The sequence below is a fragment of the Lachnoclostridium sp. An76 genome, from assembly GCF_002161355.1.
Taxonomy (GTDB): domain Bacteria; phylum Bacillota; class Clostridia; order Lachnospirales; family Lachnospiraceae; genus Mediterraneibacter; species Mediterraneibacter caccavium.
Map to the genome: position 1 here is coordinate 1 of NZ_NFHL01000005.1, position 18,883 is coordinate 18,883.

At 47.1% G+C, this 18,883-nt stretch carries 18 protein-coding genes and 1 pseudogene; 9 read left to right on the forward strand and 10 right to left on the reverse strand.

All coding sequences use genetic code 11. The annotated features are described in order from the left end of the window. Window positions 1–556: 556 nt before the first annotated feature. The 5 genes from B5G27_RS09865 to B5G27_RS09885 all read left to right on the forward strand — a co-directional run bounded on the left by B5G27_RS09865 (window position 557) and on the right by B5G27_RS09885 (window position 3,777). Window positions 557–1,462 (forward strand): helix-turn-helix transcriptional regulator, encoded by a 906-nt coding sequence (locus B5G27_RS09865; RefSeq protein WP_087178737.1) that lies wholly within the window; start codon window positions 557–559, stop codon window positions 1,460–1,462. A gap of 46 nt (window positions 1,463–1,508) precedes the next feature. Then, window positions 1,509–1,874 carry a TfoX/Sxy family protein gene (locus B5G27_RS09870; protein ID WP_087178738.1) on the forward strand — a complete coding sequence of 122 codons (366 nt, stop codon included), beginning with the start codon at window positions 1,509–1,511 and terminating at the stop codon, window positions 1,872–1,874. Further along, window positions 1,864–2,496, forward strand: coding sequence for a GyrI-like domain-containing protein (locus B5G27_RS09875; protein ID WP_087178739.1), 633 nt, complete (start codon window positions 1,864–1,866; stop codon window positions 2,494–2,496). The genes B5G27_RS09870 and B5G27_RS09875 overlap by 11 nt, the downstream gene beginning before the upstream one ends. A gap of 154 nt (window positions 2,497–2,650) precedes the next feature. Then, window positions 2,651–2,923, forward strand: coding sequence for a GNAT family N-acetyltransferase (locus B5G27_RS09880; protein ID WP_087178740.1), 273 nt, complete (start codon window positions 2,651–2,653; stop codon window positions 2,921–2,923). A gap of 164 nt (window positions 2,924–3,087) precedes the next feature. Further along, window positions 3,088–3,777 (forward strand): carboxymuconolactone decarboxylase family protein, encoded by a 690-nt coding sequence (locus B5G27_RS09885; protein WP_087178741.1) that lies wholly within the window; start codon window positions 3,088–3,090, stop codon window positions 3,775–3,777. A gap of 106 nt (window positions 3,778–3,883) precedes the next feature. On the opposite strand, the gene B5G27_RS09890 is transcribed toward B5G27_RS09885, so the two are convergent. Next, entirely contained in the window at window positions 3,884–7,756 is a 3,873-nt protein-coding gene (locus B5G27_RS09890) for a tetratricopeptide repeat protein (protein WP_162611231.1), read from the reverse strand. Window positions 7,757–8,013: 257 nt separating this feature from the next. Between B5G27_RS09890 and B5G27_RS09895 the strand changes: the two genes are divergently transcribed. Beyond that, the gene (locus B5G27_RS09895) at window positions 8,014–9,741 is read left to right on the forward strand and encodes an IS1634 family transposase (protein WP_087178743.1); all 1,728 of its coding nucleotides are present in this window, start codon (window positions 8,014–8,016) and stop codon (window positions 9,739–9,741) included. A gap of 182 nt (window positions 9,742–9,923) precedes the next feature. Here B5G27_RS09895 and B5G27_RS09900 read toward each other — a convergent pair whose 3' ends face one another. Continuing rightward, window positions 9,924–10,463: a histidine phosphatase family protein gene (locus B5G27_RS09900; RefSeq protein WP_087178920.1), complete on the reverse strand. Its 540-nt coding sequence runs from the start codon at window positions 10,461–10,463 to the stop codon at window positions 9,924–9,926. 28 nt (window positions 10,464–10,491) lie between these two features. Further along, a complete protein-coding gene (locus B5G27_RS09905) occupies window positions 10,492–11,064 on the reverse strand; it encodes an Rpn family recombination-promoting nuclease/putative transposase (protein ID WP_087178744.1) in 573 nt (190 codons plus the stop codon). Window positions 11,065–11,340: 276 nt separating this feature from the next. On the opposite strand from B5G27_RS09905, the gene B5G27_RS09910 reads away from it, so the two are divergent. Next, window positions 11,341–12,303, forward strand: a complete 963-nt coding sequence (locus B5G27_RS09910) for an ABC transporter ATP-binding protein (RefSeq protein ID WP_087178745.1) — start codon at window positions 11,341–11,343, stop codon at window positions 12,301–12,303. Further along, window positions 12,300–13,085 carry an ABC transporter permease subunit gene (locus B5G27_RS09915; protein WP_087178746.1) on the forward strand — a complete coding sequence of 262 codons (786 nt, stop codon included), beginning with the start codon at window positions 12,300–12,302 and terminating at the stop codon, window positions 13,083–13,085. Before B5G27_RS09910 ends, B5G27_RS09915 begins: the two co-directional genes overlap by 4 nt. 240 nt (window positions 13,086–13,325) lie before the next feature. Here the strand turns inward: B5G27_RS09915 and B5G27_RS09920 are convergent, their stop codons facing one another. From B5G27_RS09920 to B5G27_RS09930, 3 genes are read right to left on the reverse strand one after another with little or no spacing between them, the layout of a single operon-like run. Next, window positions 13,326–13,994, reverse strand: a complete 669-nt coding sequence (locus B5G27_RS09920; protein WP_087178747.1) for an ABC-2 transporter permease — start codon at window positions 13,992–13,994, stop codon at window positions 13,326–13,328. Continuing rightward, the gene (locus B5G27_RS09925; protein WP_087178748.1) at window positions 13,991–14,842 is read right to left on the reverse strand and encodes an ATP-binding cassette domain-containing protein; all 852 of its coding nucleotides are present in this window, start codon (window positions 14,840–14,842) and stop codon (window positions 13,991–13,993) included. Before B5G27_RS09925 ends, B5G27_RS09920 begins: the two co-directional genes overlap by 4 nt. Window positions 14,843–14,845: 3 nt before the next feature. After that, a complete protein-coding gene (locus B5G27_RS09930) occupies window positions 14,846–15,217 on the reverse strand; it encodes a GntR family transcriptional regulator (RefSeq protein WP_087178749.1) in 372 nt (123 codons plus the stop codon). A gap of 142 nt (window positions 15,218–15,359) precedes the next feature. On the opposite strand from B5G27_RS09930, the pseudogene B5G27_RS09935 reads away from it, so the two are divergent. Beyond that, a pseudogene (locus tag B5G27_RS09935) lies at window positions 15,360–15,506 on the forward strand (helix-turn-helix transcriptional regulator); the annotation flags it as partial. Between the two features lie 72 nt (window positions 15,507–15,578). On the opposite strand, the gene B5G27_RS09940 reads toward B5G27_RS09935, so the two are convergent. The 4 genes from B5G27_RS09940 to B5G27_RS09955 form a co-directional block, all read right to left on the reverse strand. Further along, a complete protein-coding gene (locus B5G27_RS09940; RefSeq protein WP_087178751.1) occupies window positions 15,579–15,905 on the reverse strand; it encodes a PadR family transcriptional regulator in 327 nt (108 codons plus the stop codon). A gap of 30 nt (window positions 15,906–15,935) precedes the next feature. Continuing rightward, on the reverse strand, window positions 15,936–17,315 hold the full coding sequence (locus B5G27_RS09945; protein WP_087178752.1) for a DUF2812 domain-containing protein: 1,380 nt from the start codon (window positions 17,313–17,315) through the stop codon (window positions 15,936–15,938). A gap of 151 nt (window positions 17,316–17,466) precedes the next feature. Beyond that, on the reverse strand, window positions 17,467–18,417 hold the full coding sequence (locus B5G27_RS09950) for a DUF1848 domain-containing protein (protein ID WP_087178753.1): 951 nt from the start codon (window positions 18,415–18,417) through the stop codon (window positions 17,467–17,469). A gap of 20 nt (window positions 18,418–18,437) precedes the next feature. Next, a complete protein-coding gene (locus tag B5G27_RS09955) occupies window positions 18,438–18,857 on the reverse strand; it encodes an acyl-CoA thioesterase (protein WP_087178754.1) in 420 nt (139 codons plus the stop codon). Window positions 18,858–18,883 lie beyond the last annotated feature (26 nt).

Genomic DNA, 18,883 nt, shown 5'->3' on the forward strand with positions numbered 1-18,883 from the left:
CTCTTCAAAGAAATTTTCAAGGGTTGTTGTCTATTGTTCAGTTATCAAGGTTCCTGTCGTTCTTTTCAAGCGACAGCCCGTATAGATTATCACAGCGCTTTGCTTTTGTCAAGAACTTTTTTCATTCGCTTTCGACATTTTTTTCTTCTGCCTGCCATTTTTCAGATGACCTTCTGCCGTCTCCCGGTCGTTCCGCCTCCGCGTCTCCGGTCAGCCGGCTTTCAGAAGTTTTCCTCCGTCATCAGCGACAGGTGCTATCTTATCACCATAGAAAGGAATTGTCAACGTTTTTCTTGTTTTTTATTTATTTCAGACAATTCACACATTTTAACGTTTCCGCTGCAAAAAACTGCGATCAGCGCTGTCCGATTATAGTTCACTCTGTATTTCTCAAAACCGCCTCTCCGTTCTGCATATTCTTCTTTTTTCACACAACATTACGAATCCTGAATATGCCTCATCGAAGGAAAGATTCTATAATCTATTCCAACATGACATACTGTTGTCATGTTTCGGGTGCTATAATAATTGTAATACTTCAGACAAAGGAGCCGTTATGAAGATCGACAGACTTATCGGTATTTTATCTTTACTATTACAAAAGGAGACAGAAACGATTCCCTCACTGGCCAGGCAGTTCGAAGTCTCGCCCCGCACGATCAGCCGGGATATTGAAACCCTCTGCCGGGCAGGCATTCCCATTATGACACGGCAGGGAATGAACGGCGGTCTCTCTATTATGGAAGATTATAAGATTGACCGGACACTGCTGACGTCTGCTGAAATGCAGGATATTCTCGCCGGACTTCGCAGTCTCGATAGTGTCAACGGAACGAACCGCTATTCTCAACTCATGGAAAAGCTTTCTGCCGGATCTTCTGATTTTATCTCAGGGGGCCATTCCCTGCTGATCGATCTGTCGTCCTGGTATAAAGATTCTCTTGCTCCTAAGATCGAGCAGATTCGAAATGCCATAGACAGTCACATGCTGATTGAATTTACTTATTATTCGCCAAGCAGTGAAAGCCGCCGGACCATTGAGCCTTATTATCTTATCTTCCGCTGGTCCAGCTGGTATGTGTGGGGATGGTGCCTTGCCCGTCAGGATTTCCGCCTTTTTAAACTGAACCGAATGGACGGGCTTCACCTGCCCGGTCAGAATTTCCCAGGTCGCCCTGCTCCGGTTCCGAATCTGAAAAATGAAAGGATTTTCCCGGGCGGCATCCGCGTAAAAGCTCTTTTCCAGCCAGAATGCAAATGGCGGCTCATCGAAGACTTCGGCAAAGGATGCTTTGAAGAACAAAGTGACGGTACTCTTCTGTTTCATGCGGATTATACAGATGCGGACAATCTGATCTCCTGGATTCTGACATTCGGAGATAAAGTCCGGCTGCTGGAACCGGAAGAGTTCCGTCTCAAGCTCAGAGATATAATTGCAGAAATGCAGAAAAACTATCAATAATCCGCTGCCAAATAATCATGTTATTCAAAAGTAGGAGGTAGAAAAAATGTCAAGCAGCCAGGAATTCGTCCAATATGCAGCAGACCAGTGTTCCGGAGCAGGCAGAATCACATACCGAAAAATGTTCGGGGAATATGGAATGTACTGTGACGGCAAGATTTTCGCGCTGATCTGCGATGATCAGTTCTTTATCAAGATCACAGAAGCGGGAAGGCGCCTTGCCCCGGAACTATCTGAAGTTCCTCCCTATGATGGCGCAAGAGCATACTTTCTTATCGAAGAACTGGATGACCGGGATTTTTTAACAGAATTCATTACTGAAACCTGCAGTGAACTGCCTATGCCAAAACCGAAAAGCAAAAAGAAGCGAAACAGTGCCGCCCAGAAAAGGAGGTCTCCAAATGACATTTGATTATAAGAAAGGATATAAAGAGTTCTATCTTCCGCCCAAAGTCCCCGGCATCGCGGAAATACCGACGATGAATTATGTCGCCGTGCGCGGAAAGGGAAACCCAAACGATCCGGATAGGGAATATAAAAGAGCTATGAGCCTGCTCTATGGAATCTCTTTTACAATCAAAATGAGTTATAAAGGAAGCCACAGGATCGAAGGATATTTCCCTTATGTAGTCCCGCCTCTGGAAGGGCTGTGGTGGCAGGACGGCATTTCCGGGATCGACTACGCTCACAAGGACAGCTTCCAGTGGATCTCCATGATCCGCCTCCCAGAATTTGTAACAAAAGAAGAATTTGACTGGGCGGTGCGCGAAGCTGAGACGAAAAAACAGACAGACTTTTCCCGCGCTGAGTTTTTTACTTATAATGAAGGACTCTGCGTTCAGTGCATGCACATCGGAAGTTACGACGATGAGCCCGCCACGCTCCGGAAGATGGAAGCCTTTCTCTCTGAAAACGGATACCAGCCGGATTTCTCCGGAGAACGCCTGCACCACGAGATCTACCTGAGCGATCCCAGACGGACAGCGCCGGAAAGACTTAAAACTGTAATACGGCAGCCCATAAAGCGGATATAGGTATATAACGGCCGTCTTTAATTACGTATGAACAATAACGTAAACAGAGCGCACCTATTATAGTACACGTAATTTCTATTGCATATTTTCTCTGGTCCTGTAAAATAGAGGGCATAAAAGAGACTGTATTAATAGGAAAGTGAGGATTAATAAAATGGATTTTAAACATAATGAAAACCAGATTGCTTTATACTCTGACACCGGGGACCTGCTGGCTGAGATCACGTTTCCCTATGTAGACGAAAACACTGTGGATGTAAATCATACTTTTGTGGATGCTTCCCTCAGAGGACAGGGGATTGCAGGAAAGCTGATGCAGGAACTTGTGGAAGAGCTGGAAAAGCGGGGGCTTAAGGCTGTGCCGACCTGCTCGTATGCTCAGGGGTGGTTTGAGAAACATGGGGAGTATGGGCATCTGGTAAAATAAGCCCCCTGTACAAACAACAAAATAGCCAAAAACATTTACGGGAAATGCCGCAATACTTTTCAGGCATTTCCCGTAATTTAGGATAAGCATTAGACAGATTTTATTTATATGATCTATAATTCAAAGTAGAATTACAAAGTCAAACTCATAAGGAGGCTTTTATAATGAAAAATTATTATGACACTGATCCGGAATTCATGGAGCGCTTTGAACATTTTGCTTTCGACGAGGTCGTCAATGAAGAAGGACAGCAGCTTGACGATGTAACCCGCCATATGGCGATCGTTGCCACTCTCCTCGGATGCCAGGGAATTGATGAATTCCGCATAGAACTGCCCCGCGCGCTGGACGCAGGGCTGACTCCTGTCATGGTAAAGGAGATCGTGTATCAGGCGGTTGACTATCTCGGGATCGGGCGCGTGCTTCCGTTCCTCGATGCCACAAACGAGATCCTCTTATCCCGCGGGGTAGAACTTCCGCTGGAAGGCCAGGCAACAACTACCATGGAGGACCGCCTCGAAAAAGGAATCCAGGCACAGGCTGACATCTTCGGCGAGCAGATGAACGAGGCGTGGAAAGCCGGGCATATCAACCGCTGGCTTGCCGCCAACTGTTTCGGAGACTATTATACCCGCACGGGTCTGGACTTAAGGCAGCGCGAAATGATCACTTTCTGTTTCCTCGCCGCTCAGGGCGGATGCGAGCCGCAGCTTATAGGCCATGCCCAGGGAAATATGAATATGGGAAATGACAAAGATTTCCTCATCAAGGTCGTATCCCAGTGCCTGCCTTACATCGGATATCCAAGAAGCCTGAATGCGATTAACTGTATCAATAAAGCGGCCGAGCAATAATTATCAATAAAAATCAGCTGTGCTTTATATCCAAAACTAAAACTGCGGGAGGGACCCACTATCATACAGTTTCTTCCTCCCGCAGCATCCATTTGCAGTTCACCCTTTAATCCATATCCAATTTTTCTTTTACATATTCTTTTACTTCCTCATAAGGAACCCTGTCAATATTATCCAGAATCAGTTGTTTAACTTTCTCAGCTTGTGATTCTGCGCCTTCCTTCTTATAGCATTCATACAACTCTGCTATTGAATATAGATATCCCACAAGAGCTTTCTCCTTCTCATACAATCCAACTGCCATTACATACTGCTCGATCGCAGCTTTAATTCTCCCCTGGCTCTTCAGAAGATCTCCTTGCGATTTCAGCGTATTTGCAAGCCCCAGATCTGCCTTCTCCTTTTTATAGAGTTCCTCCGCTTCTGCATACTTCTCTTCCGCCTCTTTTACTCTCCCTAGACGACTCAGAAGATCTCCTTGCGATTGCAGCGTATTTGCAAGACCCAGATCGTCCTTCTCCTTTTTATATAGTTCCTCCGCTCCTGTATACTTCTCTTCTGCCTCTTTTACTCTCCCTAGACGACTCAGAAGATCTCCTTGCGATTGCAGCGTATTTGCAAGCCCCAGATCTGCCTTCTCCTTTTTATAGAGTTCCTCCGCTTCTGCATACTTCTCTTCCGCCTCTTTTACTCTCCCTAGACGACTCAGAAGATCTCCTTGCGATTGCAGCGTATTTGCAAGACCCAGATCGTCCTTCTCCTTTTTATATAGTTCCTCCGCTCCTGTATACTTCTCTTCTGCCTCTTTTACTCTCCCTAGACGACTCAGAAGATCTCCTTGCGATTGCAGCGTATTTGCAAGCCCCAGATCTGCCTTCTCCTTTTTATAGAGTTCCTCCGCTTCTGCATACTTCTCTTCCGCCTCTTTTACTCTCCCTAGACGACTCAGAAGATCTCCTTGCGATTGCAGCGTATTTGCAAGACCCAGATCGTCCTTCTCCTTTTTATATAGTTCCTCCGCTCCTGTATACTTCTCTTCTGCCTCTTTTACTCTCCCTAGACGACTCAGAAGATCTCCTTGCGATTGCAGCGTATTTGCAAGCCCCAGATCTGCCTTCTCCTTTTTATAGAGTTCCTCCGCTTCTGCATACTTCTCTTCCGCCTCTTTTACTCTCCCTAGACGACTCAGAAGATCTCCTTGCGATTGCAGCGTATTTGCAAGACCCAGATCGTCCTTCTCCTTTTTATATAGTTCCTCCGCTCCTGTATACTTCTCTTCTGCCTCTTTTACTCTCCCTAGACGACTCAGAAGATCTCCTTGCGATTGCAGCGTATTTGCAAGCCCCAGATCTGCCTTCTCCTTTTTATAGAGTTCCTCCGCTCCTGCATACTTCTCTTCCGCCTCTTTTACTCTCCCTAGACGACTCAGAAGATCTCCTTGCGATTTCAGCGTATTTGCAAGACCCAGATCGTCCTTCTCCTTTTTATAGAGTTCCTCCGCTCCCGCATACTTCTCTTCCGCCTCTTTTACTCTCCCTAGACGCCTCAGAAGATCTCCACTTATCTTATGAAGCAGGGCCAAAATACCTGCCTTATCGTTTTCGTGCCCGCTATAAAAACGCAGCATTTTCTCCATAATATCTATTCTATATAAATAATTACGGTAATAATTTCTTCCATTTCTCACAATCTCATCTAAATACTGTGTAAGACCACTCGCTTCTCCCTGCGATATTATCAAAGTAATTATGTGAGAAATCTGCGGCATCATTTCTACTATTATTTGATGAGCCCTCAGCCGCTCTTCTGATTTTCGATTCTCAGCTGTTTCCAGCAAGCCATTGATACACTCTGCCCATTTAACAAGACATTCCCTGTGTATTGGGTTTTCCTCGGGAACAAATTTCCTAAATTGCTTTTTCAAAGGCAGCAACATGGAAACCCTCGTTCTGTCTTGAGAAATATTAATCAGATTGGCATCTATAAGCGCACTGACTCCCTCCCTCCATTTTTCTTCTTCAAAATCTCCGCGAAGCCTTTCGAAAACTGACACTGGAATCTCTTTCACACTGTAATACAAAAGCCCCCAGATCAATACTGCTCCTTCATTCTCCTTCACGGATTCCCAAGATACTCTCAGGGCAATTTCAAGACTCTTGTGTCTGTTTTCGGCAATTGCTGATTCTTGTACCGCCTGATCCCATCGCGCCAGCACATCTTTTATCCCGATTTCTCTCTTGGCCTGTGTCGCCGTGAGGACGATTGCAAGCGGATGCCCCTCTAACTGAAGAATCAGCTGGCGGAAATCTTCTGCTTCTGCGGGTGTGATTCCCCGGTCTAAAATAGAGCAAAACAGCCTGACACTATCAAGATTGCAGAATTCGTCCCCTGAAATCCTTTCCGCATTTAAATTTCCTTTATCCAGAGGCCGAAGATGTATTTCCCGGTCATTTAATACAGACGGAGCTGTTTCACGGGTCGACACTAAGATCCTGAATCCGACTATTCCAACGCTTCTCATCCACTTCAGCAGTATTGTCTTCTCTTCTTCATTTTTTGTTACCCCGTACCAGATATCTTCCCAATTATCAAAATAAAGAATCCGAACAGCATCGCTCTCTGCCGAAAATACATCAGACATAGCTTTCAATTGGTCTGTCAGATACTCAGGATATTTTTCAGCCGGCAGATCATCCGGGAGATCCGCTCCCACTGACCTTGCCACTGTATCCCAGAAATCTGCCAGCGTTTTCACTCCGGTAATATCAATAAAGGGCATCCAGCTTTTGCCCGGATAAGACCTTTTTATTCTATGATATACTTCTTTGCACGTCTCCGTTTTTCCAATTCCTGGAGCTCCCTCAACCCAGACGCAGCAGGGCTGATTTTCTGTAAGGGCTGTAACGATTTTGCTGACCTCTTCATCTCTTCCAAGGAGTTTATGAAGGGCAAAGTAATTGCCGCTGGCTTCCGGCAGAATGCCGCTGCTGGGCCCATTGCCGTTTCCTCCGCCGCTCATATCCTCCATCAACTGAGAGAAAAAAGCTTCCAGCGCTTCGGTATGCTTTCCGTGGGGATACCAGATCGGCTGGATGTTCATTTTTCCTGTTATCTGCTGAATCCGCTTTCTCAGCCCTTCCCCGAGCCTGCCTTCCTTCCCGCCGCCTTCTCTTAACAAAGGATGGAGCCAATCTTCTTTATTTTCTGTATCTGCCGGCAGTTCCAGGAAAGCAAACTGCTGAATATTGTCTGCGCATTTCTTTATTACAGAGCATGTGCGGTCAGCCTCCAGGCTGCAGCCCAGAAAAAGAAGGGGATTTCTCTGAAGGATCTTCTGTAAGAACCTGGGCATGGGGAGTTCAAAATCAGGCTCTTGAGGATTCTCTCCATACGCACGGTCATATGCCTCCCGCGTCAGGACCAGGTGCTTCGAATCATTTATATCTCCATGCATTTTCACCAGCAACGGGGTGTTCTGATGCAATGCCCTTTCTATTTTGTCGCTTTGAAAATCATCAGATGGGTTCACCGTATCAGGTAGTGTCATTCCTTCTGCCTGATACAAATATTCTATCACGCGGTCAAAATTTGTCGTAACAACAGGTCCGCGGAACAGCCTTGGAATTTTTCTCAGATATTCCGGCATTTCCAATGCTTTTTCTTCTATCTTTGATTCGCTGAAAGACTTTTCCAGCAGCCGCATAAATTTATTGTGAGTTACTTCTTCTTCCAGGCATGAGGCTGCTTCTTCATATTGATTTTCTGCCAGCAGTTTATCAACCTGATCCTCGATCCCATAAGCCTTTGCATGCTTTTTCAGTAGTGCGCCCCAAAGCGGATAAACCCAGCAGGACAGACCCGCGCCTATAACAGGGGTAACATTCTGCTTTTTCATCATCTCCAGCAATTGATCATATACAACTCGATTATTGTCCTCGTCACTTAAATAATAACAGTCCATAAGCTCCTGAAACTTCATTTTCTCATCCTCGGTAAACATTTGTTTTTTCTTTTGTAATACACGCAAAATATCTGATCAAATTATACTACTCGGGATAATATTTGACAATTTGATTCTAAGGAACGAGTGTTCACGCCGGGCGTTTGACAGTTGAATATTAGAAAAATACCTTGCAGGCCGCATAAAACCTGCATTTTTTGTGTCAATTTTTCTGTTTTTATATATTGCATTTTATTGCAATGTATTGTATGATATATAAAATGAGGCTTTTTTCTATGAGAGTTATAACCTCGAAATCCAAGAATGCTGAATCTTTTTATATTTCAAAAGGCTATGTCAATGACAAAGGAGTCAGTACTTCTGTCATCGTCAAGAAACTGGGAACTTTAAAAGAACTTTTACCTGAACACGGTCCGACACGAGATGATGTCATGGCCTGGGCCAAAGAGGAAGCCCGGTTAGAAACTTTAAAATACAAGCAGGAACGAGAAGAGAAACAGATAAAACTTACTTTCCATGCAGACAGGCAGTTAGATTATGATAAGCAGGTCTTTTACCGGGGCGGCTACCTTTTTCTCCAATCGATCTATTATCAGATGCAGATGAATAAGCTCTGCCGGAAGTTAAAACAAAAATATAAGTTTGAATATGACATCAACGCAATCCTTTCCGATTTGATCTACGCAAGGATCCTGGAGCCTTGCAGCAAACGTGCTTCTTACAAGACCGCATTAGAGTTTTTAGAAAAACCATCCTACAAACTTCACGATGTATACCGTGCGCTGGATGTCCTCGGGGCTGAATGTGACCTGATCCAGGCGGAGGTCTATAAAAACAGCCATTTCATGGGTCAAAGGAATGATAAGATCCTTTATTACGACTGCACGAATTATTATTTTGAGATTGAACAGGAAGACGGCAGCAAGAAATATGGGAAGGGGAAGGAACACAGACCGAACCCGATCATCCAAATGGGACTTTTCATGGACGGGGATGGGATCCCCCTTGCGTTTTCTCTCTTCCCGGGAAATGCAAACGAGCAGACATCGCTGAAGCCACTGGAGAAGAAAGTGCTTAGTGATTTCGGATGCCAGAAATTCATTTATTGCAGCGATGCCGGGCTGGGTTCGGAATCCATCCGGGAATACAACCATATGGGGGAAAGGGCTTATATCGTAACCCAGTCGATCAAAAAGCTGAAGAAAGAAGAAAAAGAATGGGCGCTGAGCCCGCAGGGGTTTAAACGGGTCTCCGATGACGAGCCTGTCGATATCACGAAACTTCCGGAAGATGACAAAGGGCTTTATTACAAGGATGAACCATATACCACTAAGAAACTGCACCAACGCTTGATCATCACTTATTCTCCAAAGTATGCCCTGTATCAGAAATCCATCCGTGATACACAGGTGGAACGGGCACAAAAAATGCTGGATTCGGGAAAAGCGAAAAGGAACCGTAAGAATCCGAATGACCCGGCGCGTTTTATCGGAAAGAAGGCTGTTACAAAAGATGGGGAGGCTGCGGATATCAAACAGTATCTGGATGAGGATAAGATTGCGGAAGAGGCGCAGTATGATGGGCTCTATGCAGTATGCACGGATCTTTTGGATGATGAGGTCGGTGATATTTTAAAAGTAAGTGAGGGGAGGTGGCAGATCGAGGAATGCTTCCGGATCATGAAAACAGATTTTTCTGCAAGACCGATCTATTTACGGGAAGAGAACCGGATCAAGGCACATTTCCTGATCTGTTTCCTCGCATTAACCGTCTACCGTTATCTTGAGAAAAAACTGGATTCAAAATATACCTGTGAAGAATTGCTGGATACCCTAAAAGGAATGAATTTCGCCGGGATACAGGAGCAGGGATTTATCCCGTTGTATAAGAGGGAAAAGATCACAGATGATCTTCATGAGACCTGTGGGTTCCGGACAGACTACCAATTCATAACCAAAAGTAAAATGAGAACAATCCAGAAAAAAAGCAAAGGGAAGGAATAAATTACTATAGTTCGAAACAACAGTAAAAATCGCTGCAGCCCAGTAAACACGAGGGATACAGCGTTTTTTTCTTTTACGAACTGTCAAAGACGGGATTATAATTGGTGTTTTATGGAAAGTCTACATTCTTCGACAAATTATGATCTGGTATCAGGCGCCTTAAGCAATCAATCCTGTTTTCCTCAATAGTCAAACCTCCTAAGCTCGCAGTTCCCGATCCCAAACCTGGCAAATTCCTCATTCGTCATATCAGCAAAATACGACTGCACCGCTCTTGCGACGCCATTGTGGGCGACCAGAAGATACACTTTTTCATCCGATTCCCCTCTGATATCATCAAGCAGCCCGTAAATCCTGTGGCAGAACCGGATCATAGATTCTCCGCCCTCATAGCTGTCCGCGAAACATTCCTTCGCGCGCCGGAAATCCGCACCGTCCCGCGGCGTCCCTTCATATTTTCCAAAATTCTGTTCCTTCAGGCGCGGTTCCACACGCATGGGAATTCCGGCGATCTCAGAGATATGTCTTGCAGTCTCTGCCGCACGCGCCAGCGGAGAGCAGATGATCTCATCGATACGGATCCCTTCTTCCAGTATTTTTCTCCCCAGCTCCTCAGCCTGCCTGTGCCCTTTTGCTGTCAGTTCAATATCTGTCGCCCCGCAGATCTTATTTTCCACATTCCAAACCGTCTGCCCGTGGCGGGCAAAATAAAAATATCCCACAGTATCTCCTCCATCCATACCTTTTGTACTATTTTCCTGCGAGTTCTCTCACTTCCTGAATATCCATTCCCAGCAGCTCTGCTGTTTCTTTTTCTGTTTTCCCGTTCTCTAACTGCCGTTCTATGATCCGCTTCAATGCAAGCTGTTCGCCCGTCTCTGCATCGCAAAAAACGATCTTCCGACAGCATTTTTTATCCTGCGGGAAATGGACAAATTCAAGGATACTGACATGGATGCATTTTCTAAGTTTATCGTAATCTTCCCCTTCTTTGATCTGTCCGGTGTATATTTTCCCAAGATAAAACAACACCCGGTTTGTCCAACAGTCAAAATAGGATACCTGCATCTCCATATTCATTTTTGTCTCATCCTCAAGTTCTATCAGCACATCCAGTATCCCAAGCTTATCGTCTTCGCTTTCTTTTCTGAGCGCTGTCGGAACCAGTGTTGTCCGGCGGACTTCTTTCGGAGCTTTCCCGAGGATTGCCGCAATAAAGCCTTTTCTCACTTTCGGATTCTGCATCAGCTCTTTGAAACAGAAATCCACGGTAGGAAGCATGATAAAATTATCTTTCTCTCTTTTTTCGTCTTGTGTACCCATAGATTCTTCCTCCTTATTTTACCACGATGTTCCTTGCGATGAAACACCGCTTTTCACGTTCTGCAATATGCTTTTGAGAGGGAATCCGGTTATCAACGAATTTACACAGATTATAAAATCTTATCCACATAATGTGGGGAATTTTTCCGCTAAATAGTCTTCTCAAAATCGCTCAGCCGGATATAATGGTAAGCAGATGATTGTTCCGACTGACAAAAAACGAGGAGACTGACATTGCTTTAGGCACTGATCTGTAAATGTCTGAAAGGAGTACATATGGACATCATTAAAACTAACCGTCTGACGAAATATTACGGGAAATCCCGGGGCATCACTGACCTCAGCCTGACAGTCGGCGAAGGTGAATTTTTCGGCTTTATCGGTCCCAACGGCGCGGGCAAGAGCACTACGATCCGCATCCTGCTGGGACTCATACGGGCAGACTCCGGCAGCGCCTCTGTCTTTGGGATGGATACTGCGTGTGATCGAAGGAACATCCTTGAAAACATCGGATATATCCCATCGGAAGCTATGTTTTATCACAATACGACTGTCGCCGAAATCCTTCGTCTCTCTGCCAGACTGAGGCGAAAAGACTGTACAGCGCAGGCGCAGGATCTCTGTGAGCGCCTGCAGCTTGATCCCCGGCAGAAGACAGACAGCCTTTCCCTGGGAAACCGAAAAAAAGTTGCGATCGTATGCGCGCTCCAGCACAGTCCGGCGCTCTGCGTCTTCGATGAACCGACGAGCGGTCTGGACCCGCTCATCCAGAAAGAATTCTTTGAGATCTTAAAGGAACGGAACGCTCAGGGGGTCACTATCTTCCTGTCCTCCCACATTCTCTCCGAGGTGCAGAGATACTGCAGCCGGGCTGCTGTCATCCGGGAAGGGCAGATCGCCGCCTGCGGCGATCTTGCGAAGCTGTCTGGGACAAGCGCGAAGCGTATTACTCTGACCGGTGCTGACGCGGAGACGCTCCGCCGTCTCCTGGCAGCGCTCCCGGGAACTCTCGCAGAAAAGAGGGCGCAAAGAGACGACGCAATGCCTGCATCCGCCGGACATCCTGATATCCGCGATTTCCATACCGGAGACAATACGGTCTCCTTCCTGTTTGAAGGAAATATCAAAATGATGATGGACATGCTGCCCCAGATCTCTTATACGGATATCACGGTAACGGAACCGGACTTAAACGAAATTTTTATGCATTTTTACGAACAGGGGGATATACAGCTATGACATTGATGTTGTTTGAACTGAAACGGAACCGCCTCTCTCTTGCAGTATGGACTGCTGCAATTGCCCTTCTGCTTCTGGTCTGCCTCGCCATTTTCCCTGACATGAAGGGGCAGGTCAATGAGCTCAACGCGGCATTTTCATCCATGGGCAACTTCACAGAAGCCTTTGGCATGGACCAGCTGAACTTTGGGGAACTGATGGGATTCTACGGGCTGGAGTGCGGCAATATCCTTGGGATCGGCGGCGCATTCTTTGCCGCATACATCGGCGTAAATGCTCTTGCAGGCGAAGAAAAGAACCGGACTGCGGAGTACCTGCTGACACATCCGGTCAGCCGCAGCCGCGTCGTATTCGAGAAGCTGGCCTGTGTCCTCTGCCAGATCCTCATCCTGAACGCAGTAAGCATGCTCACTTCTCTGATCGCGGTGCGCGCCATCGGAGAAAGCCTGCAGATGAAGGAATTTCTGCTGCTCCATGCAGCTTATCTCCTTCTGCAGGCAGAGATCGCAGCAGTGTGCTTCGCGGTTTCCGCCGCATTGAGGCGCAGCGGCATCGGCGCCGGGCTTGGACTTGCCGCGGTCCTGTATTTTCTGAACCTCATTGCCAATATCAGTGAGGATGCAGAGTGGCTGAAATACATCACACCCTTCGGGTACGCGGAGGCTGCCGATATCATTACCAATGCGGAGATTTCCCTGCTGCCCGCTTTTATCGGATGCTGTGTGACCGCGGCAGCGGCTTTGGCGGCATTTATCATATATAATAAGAAAGATATCTATTAAAATGCTCCGCCTTTTATCAATCATTTTGGACGGACATCCGAGAGCGTGCATTCTGTATCCCTTCGCTCTTCGTTTCACTGCGGTCACGCTAAGCGAACACCCGCCAGACGCTCAGCACCCTCGCGGAGCATATATCAGATAAATATTGTTTCCATTCGCATATCTCCCGTTATCCGGGACACGCGTGATCCTGGCTGAACTGCATTTGGAACAGATACCTGTATTTTTCATACTGACACCTCAAAATTCTTTCTTCGCCATGATATGCCGGCTGCACAGATAAGAAATAACGACCACCAGCGCTGTTACAACCGCAAACAGTCCCAGGATGCCCCCTGTGCCCAGACCGGAGAACCATTCCTTTCCCGGACCGACGATCTTCGCAGGCACATACTCCAGGGCATTTGATATCAGAAATGCCGCGATGGCCACGGCCGCGATCATGATCAGATTCGCGTATCTCGCTTTTTCCGCATCAAATTTCAGCCTGAGCGGGAGCATAACACTGACAAAGATCCATGCCGTAAAAATATACCCCAGGCAGGTGCCGAACCAATCGGCAGCGTCCACCTCTCCGGACGGCTGTACGATCATCAGGATAATCCCAAGCACAATACCTGTGCACCATGCAAAGATGATCGACAGCAGAGCAAAGAGATACTTTTCATTCACATAGTTTTTTCTCGTGACAGGCAGTGTCATAAGGAAAAGATAGCAGTTGTCAAATTCATCATAGCTTACCGTGGTGACTGTAAACAAAGAAAATATGATCGTAATATATCCGACGATGAAGGTCGGACCAACATCTGTTATCAAGTTCATAAATACCGCTACAACGAGAAGCATAAGAAATAATACCTTTCCCTGATGCCTCAAAATCCTGAAATCTTTTATCAGCATTCCTTTCATAACTTTTCCCCTCCTATGATCATCGTTATCACTTCGTCCAGACTTCCCTTTTCCACAACAACATCCGGATAGTTCTCCAGATAATATTGCTTCTGATCCGTCAGGCAGGAGTATCCGAAACTTTCCCTGCGGACTCTCAGAATGTATTCTTTGTCCAGCTTCCTGTACTGAGTGTCATCAGCCTTGATCAGCCCGTATTCGTTGAGCATCACATCCGTCTCCTCATGGAACACGATCTCTCCATTGTGGATCATGTAGATATCATCACACAATCCTTCCAAATCCGAAGAGATATGGGAGCTGATCAGGATACTTCTGTTCTCGTCTTCTTCCATATATTCGCGGAAAATGTCCAGGATGCCTTCTCTTGCCATCACGTCAAGGCCGGTAGTAGGTTCGTCCATAAGAAGGAACTCCGCTCTGTGAGTGACCGCGGCGAGCACCTTTAGTTTCGCTTTCATTCCTGTGGAAAATTCCCTGATATATTTATCCAGCGGGATTCCGAACTTCCGGCACAGGCCAAGGAACTTCTCTCTGTCAAAGGCAGGGTAAAGGGCTGCCAGTACGGGTACGACATCCTTCACCTTCAGGTATCCGCTGAACCCGGATTCCGCCAGTGTCACGCCAATCTTCTGCTTCTCTTCCTCTGTCAGCTCCGACGGTGCCTTTCCCAGCAGGGCGACATCTCCCGCGTCATATGTGATCAGTCCGAGCACAGCCTTGAACGTCGTGCTCTTTCCCGCACCATTTTCTCCTACCAGCCCTGTGATGCGTCCCGGTTCCACCTTCATCGTACAGTTCAGAGTAAAATCACCGTAATGTTTTACCAAACCATTGATCTCAAGCATCTTCTAATCCTCCATTATCAAATCAAACAACTCCCTGATCTCCTCGTCCTTCAGCCCGCATCTGCGGCCTTTTTCAACCGCTTTTTCCAGGTCGCTCTCCACTTCCCGGCGCTGCTCCTCAAGCATCCGCTCAGCGTCTGCGGCAGCAACATAAGTGCCTTTCCCGTGGACTGTCACCGTGTACCCTTCCTGTTCAAGATTGTCGTACGCCTTCTTGACCGTCAGGGCACTGATCTTCAGGTCTTTCGCAAGAGTCCGGACAGAGGGGAGTATATCGTTTTCTCTCAGATCTCCCGCAGTAATCTGCGCCTTAATCTGATCCATGATCTGTTCATAGATCGGTACCATCGATGAACTGTTGATTATAATCTTCATACGCGTCCTCCTCTTGATAAACAGTATATAACAGTATATAACTGTTGTCAACTGTTATATACTGTTTATTTATGGGGTCAGACCCCGATCAAAAGGGGTCTGACCCCTTTCCATATAATTTTGCACTTTTTAAAAAGGGCTACAGCAAAAATTGGCGGATCTTGTCGGAGTTTCCCGCAACACGATCAGCTCTATCGAAACAGGCCAGTTCTGTCCGACTGCAAAACTGGCCCTTGTTCTCTGTATTGCATTAGATAAGAAATTTGAAGAATTATTTTTCTTTGAATAACAGTCTCTGCCTGCCGCTCTCCGTGATCGAATATATTATAAAATCAATACAAGCACTTCTGAAATCTCTTTCTCAGGATAACTTCCGGAAACACGATGCCGCCTCCCGCCCGTCTCTCACCATCATCTGTAGCCTGTCATACTCCGCCCTGAGCATTTCCATCCCATATTCCGTGATCACATAGGACTTCCGCCGCCCATCCTCCGCGGTGCGGCGGATGATCCCATTGTCCTCAAATTTGGACAGCATCGCGTACAGTGTCCCCGGCCCTACCTTTACCCTGCCTTTTGAAATACGCTGTACTTTTTCCATGATATCCACCCCGCAGCACTCTTCCGTCAGGGCGATCAGGATATAATACATAGGTTCTGTCAATGTCTGGAACTGTTCTCTTGCCAATGTTTCTTCACCCCATTATCCCTATCGGTCTTACAACCCCAGCTTTTCTCTTACGATGTCGATCTGCTCTCCTCTGGGCGGCTCTGTCGCGTAGAGAGTCAGGACCGCGTCCTCATACCGCACATATACCATATTTTCTTCCCAGTCCCTGCGCATGACTTTCTCAGCATGCCATCTGTCGTAACCACTGTCTGCGTCTGTCTCAGTGATCCAGCCATACCCCTCCGGATCCCCGGACTCCAGCTCTTCCTTCCACACCAGATCCAGGATCCAGGGGACATCAGTCCGGTACACTGTGTAGGCAAGCCGCTGCCACCCCTGGTCCGCATCCGTCCCATCTCCACTGTCTTCCTCCGACGATGGCTCTCCGTATTCCACTGCCCCGCTCATCATAGTCCCAAACACACTGGACAGCTCGCTGTAATGAGCCAGTGTGACCGCCTCTTCTGTCTGCGTATAATCTGTCAGCACAAGAGGCAGTTTCTCCTCATCTGGCAGGATAATTTTTCCATCAGTCTCCACTTTTACCAGCCCTGTTTCCTGACCGATACCCTGGATGAAAATGATCCCCATGCCGATAACCCAGATGACACCGATCCCCACTCCCGCCGCCAGCTGCAGCGCCCAGTTCTCCCTGCGCGCCGGACGGTAAAACCCGATCCCAAGCAGCACTGCAGCAGTGATCCCCAGAAAGATCCAAAGCGTGACCGCAGAACCTCCGCCGCCTGCTTTCCCCCAGACCACAGTCAATTCGATCAGGATGATCGCCGCCATAGCGTACCAGACATACTTTTCCCTGCTCTTTCCATAGGATGGGTGTTCTCCTGCCCTGACTTTTTTCCCTGCTTTTATACACCACACAGCCAGAACGATACACTGTAATATTTCACATGCGAACAAAACTGCCAGGGTAAGCCCCGGGAGCAGGAGCATATTAGAGAACAGTATTAAAACAGCATCAACTCCAGAAAGCTGTACAGCGGACATTCCCAAAATGAACACACCTGTCAGCACACTCATAAGACAGCGCTTCCACTCTGCCTTTCGGATATTTTTGAACCGTTCCTCTTCTGTCACGATGGGAATGGCATCCTCTGCAATCTTTCGGAAGATGCAGAACCTTCTCCTGGAGTCCACAAACTCCCATCCCGCTGCCCTGCAGTATTCTGCATACTCCTCGGCATCTGCTCCGGGCTTTACATCCATTTCGCTGCCCTTTAGAAATACTTCCACCGCGTATTCTATATCCCGGCTTTCTCCTTTTTCAAACTCCAGCCAGAGTTTCCATTCCTTCAGATGCCATCCCTTTAACGACATTTCGTGCAGATACTGTGCGAATGCATCCGCTTCAATATAGCGGTAATATCTGAACACACGCCTGAAACGCGCCTGATCTTCCACCTTCGCCATAGAGTCCGCCCCCTTTCCTTACAATTATCGAGTATCGATATTTCTACTTTTAGAATAATATCGACACTCGATATTGTCAAGTAAAAACAGCCGGCTCTTTCTTTTTTATGTGCTCTTTTATACGTTTCTGATCATTCCGATAAGTTTCTTCTTATAAGTTGATGCAGTCCTCTAAGGTCAACTGTGTCTCCCTCAGCGTCTTCATCTTCCGCTCTGTGATCCTGTCGCCCGGTTCCGGCTTCCCGCACAGAAACGGGGAATCCACATCATAAGCACGGACAGTCTCCCGCACCCGATCTTCAGAATCATTGGCATAACAATATCTGCATCCGTTCCGGCAGGTATGATAACTGCCTGTTTCCACGCTCTCCACACATCCGCACTCCGGTCGCTGTCCGCGGTCCCTTCCGCCCCGCAGCCGGCATCCCAGCAGATGCCCGATATATGCTCTGTCAATACATGCCCCGTGGACGATCCCGTATTCCGACAGGTCGATCTTCTCCGCACATGTCTGGATTTCCATCCCATATCTGCCTGCGATCCGGGCGAAACTCTGCGCGAGCCGGCGCATCTTCCCCTCTGTCAGCTCCCTGATCCCGTACCCCTTCATATTCCGTTTCGTCTTATCATAATCATCAAGAAAACTGATCACCACTCTCTGCGTTTTCCCCGCAAGAGCTTCTGCGATCTGCGTGAACGCTTTCACATGGTAGTCCAGGGTATACCGGTCAGAAAGAAAGACCGGATCATAGCGCCAGACCATTCTCTCTTTTCCGATCCTGTCCGCCAGCTCCCTGAATGCAGGAATGAGCACTTTCTTCTTATCCGGCAGTCCCGGCTCGATCCCCCTCCCATATCCGGTCAGGGTAAACTGAAAATAATACATATAACTGCTGAATTCATCCAGATAAGGGAACATGGGCACCGGGTTCTTCGTCCAGAACACAATACAGTCGATCACTTCAGGGGAAAGATTTATCCTGCTCACCTGATGATGATCCATGGGATTCCGCACACAGAGAAAGCCTGCCCGGAAACGCCGGACAAGCCATTCGCTGTAATAATTCGGTATATCCGTACGTCTGCTCACACTCAGTATCATAAGGATCACTCCAATCCATTTCACACCTGTTCCAGTGTATTCCGCATAACCTCTGTAAATTCTTTCATTTCTTTATCCATCAATACCGGTCTTCCGTCCTTTCTCAGGAAACAGTGTGTCGTCGTCCCACAGGCGCTGAGCACGCCGCCCTCCGACAGATTATAAATATCATATCTGAGGGTAAACTTCACCCTTCCCGCTTCCTGGAGCCTGACGGTGATCTTTACCTCATCGTCAAATTTTACACTCTTCTTGTATTCACAGTCCACATGGAGCACCGGGCTGATATACCCCATCTCTTCAAAGCGGCGGTACGGATAACCGATCTGGTTCAGCGTATCTACACGGGCCTCTTCCATCCAACGGATATAATTTGAATGATGGATGACACCCATTTGATCTGTCTCATAGTATTTTGCTGTTTTTGTGTAAGGTTTCATCAAAATAATCCTCCTCGCCAGAATTT

What these genes read in the sequence shown, in the direction of transcription:
- B5G27_RS09865 (WP_087178737.1), top strand. Translation starts at nt 557, where the DNA reads ATGAAGATCGACAGACTTATCGGTATTTTATCTTTACTATTACAAAAG.
- B5G27_RS09870 (WP_087178738.1), top strand. Translation starts at nt 1,509, where the DNA reads ATGTCAAGCAGCCAGGAATTCGTCCAATATGCAGCAGACCAGTGTTCC.
- B5G27_RS09875 (WP_087178739.1), top strand. Translation starts at nt 1,864, where the DNA reads ATGACATTTGATTATAAGAAAGGATATAAAGAGTTCTATCTTCCGCCC.
- B5G27_RS09880 (WP_087178740.1), top strand. Translation starts at nt 2,651, where the DNA reads ATGGATTTTAAACATAATGAAAACCAGATTGCTTTATACTCTGACACC.
- B5G27_RS09885 (WP_087178741.1), top strand. Translation starts at nt 3,088, where the DNA reads ATGAAAAATTATTATGACACTGATCCGGAATTCATGGAGCGCTTTGAA.
- B5G27_RS09890 (WP_162611231.1), bottom strand. Translation starts at nt 7,756, where the DNA reads ATGAAGTTTCAGGAGCTTATGGACTGTTATTATTTAAGTGACGAGGAC.
- B5G27_RS09895 (WP_087178743.1), top strand. Translation starts at nt 8,014, where the DNA reads ATGAGAGTTATAACCTCGAAATCCAAGAATGCTGAATCTTTTTATATT.
- B5G27_RS09905 (WP_087178744.1), bottom strand. Translation starts at nt 11,064, where the DNA reads ATGGGTACACAAGACGAAAAAAGAGAGAAAGATAATTTTATCATGCTT.
- B5G27_RS09910 (WP_087178745.1), top strand. Translation starts at nt 11,341, where the DNA reads ATGGACATCATTAAAACTAACCGTCTGACGAAATATTACGGGAAATCC.
- B5G27_RS09915 (WP_087178746.1), top strand. Translation starts at nt 12,300, where the DNA reads ATGACATTGATGTTGTTTGAACTGAAACGGAACCGCCTCTCTCTTGCA.
- B5G27_RS09920 (WP_087178747.1), bottom strand. Translation starts at nt 13,994, where the DNA reads ATGAAAGGAATGCTGATAAAAGATTTCAGGATTTTGAGGCATCAGGGA.
- B5G27_RS09925 (WP_087178748.1), bottom strand. Translation starts at nt 14,842, where the DNA reads ATGCTTGAGATCAATGGTTTGGTAAAACATTACGGTGATTTTACTCTG.
- B5G27_RS09930 (WP_087178749.1), bottom strand. Translation starts at nt 15,217, where the DNA reads ATGAAGATTATAATCAACAGTTCATCGATGGTACCGATCTATGAACAG.
- B5G27_RS09945 (WP_087178752.1), bottom strand. Translation starts at nt 17,315, where the DNA reads ATGGCGAAGGTGGAAGATCAGGCGCGTTTCAGGCGTGTGTTCAGATAT.
- B5G27_RS09950 (WP_087178753.1), bottom strand. Translation starts at nt 18,417, where the DNA reads ATGATACTGAGTGTGAGCAGACGTACGGATATACCGAATTATTACAGC.
- B5G27_RS09955 (WP_087178754.1), bottom strand. Translation starts at nt 18,857, where the DNA reads ATGAAACCTTACACAAAAACAGCAAAATACTATGAGACAGATCAAATG.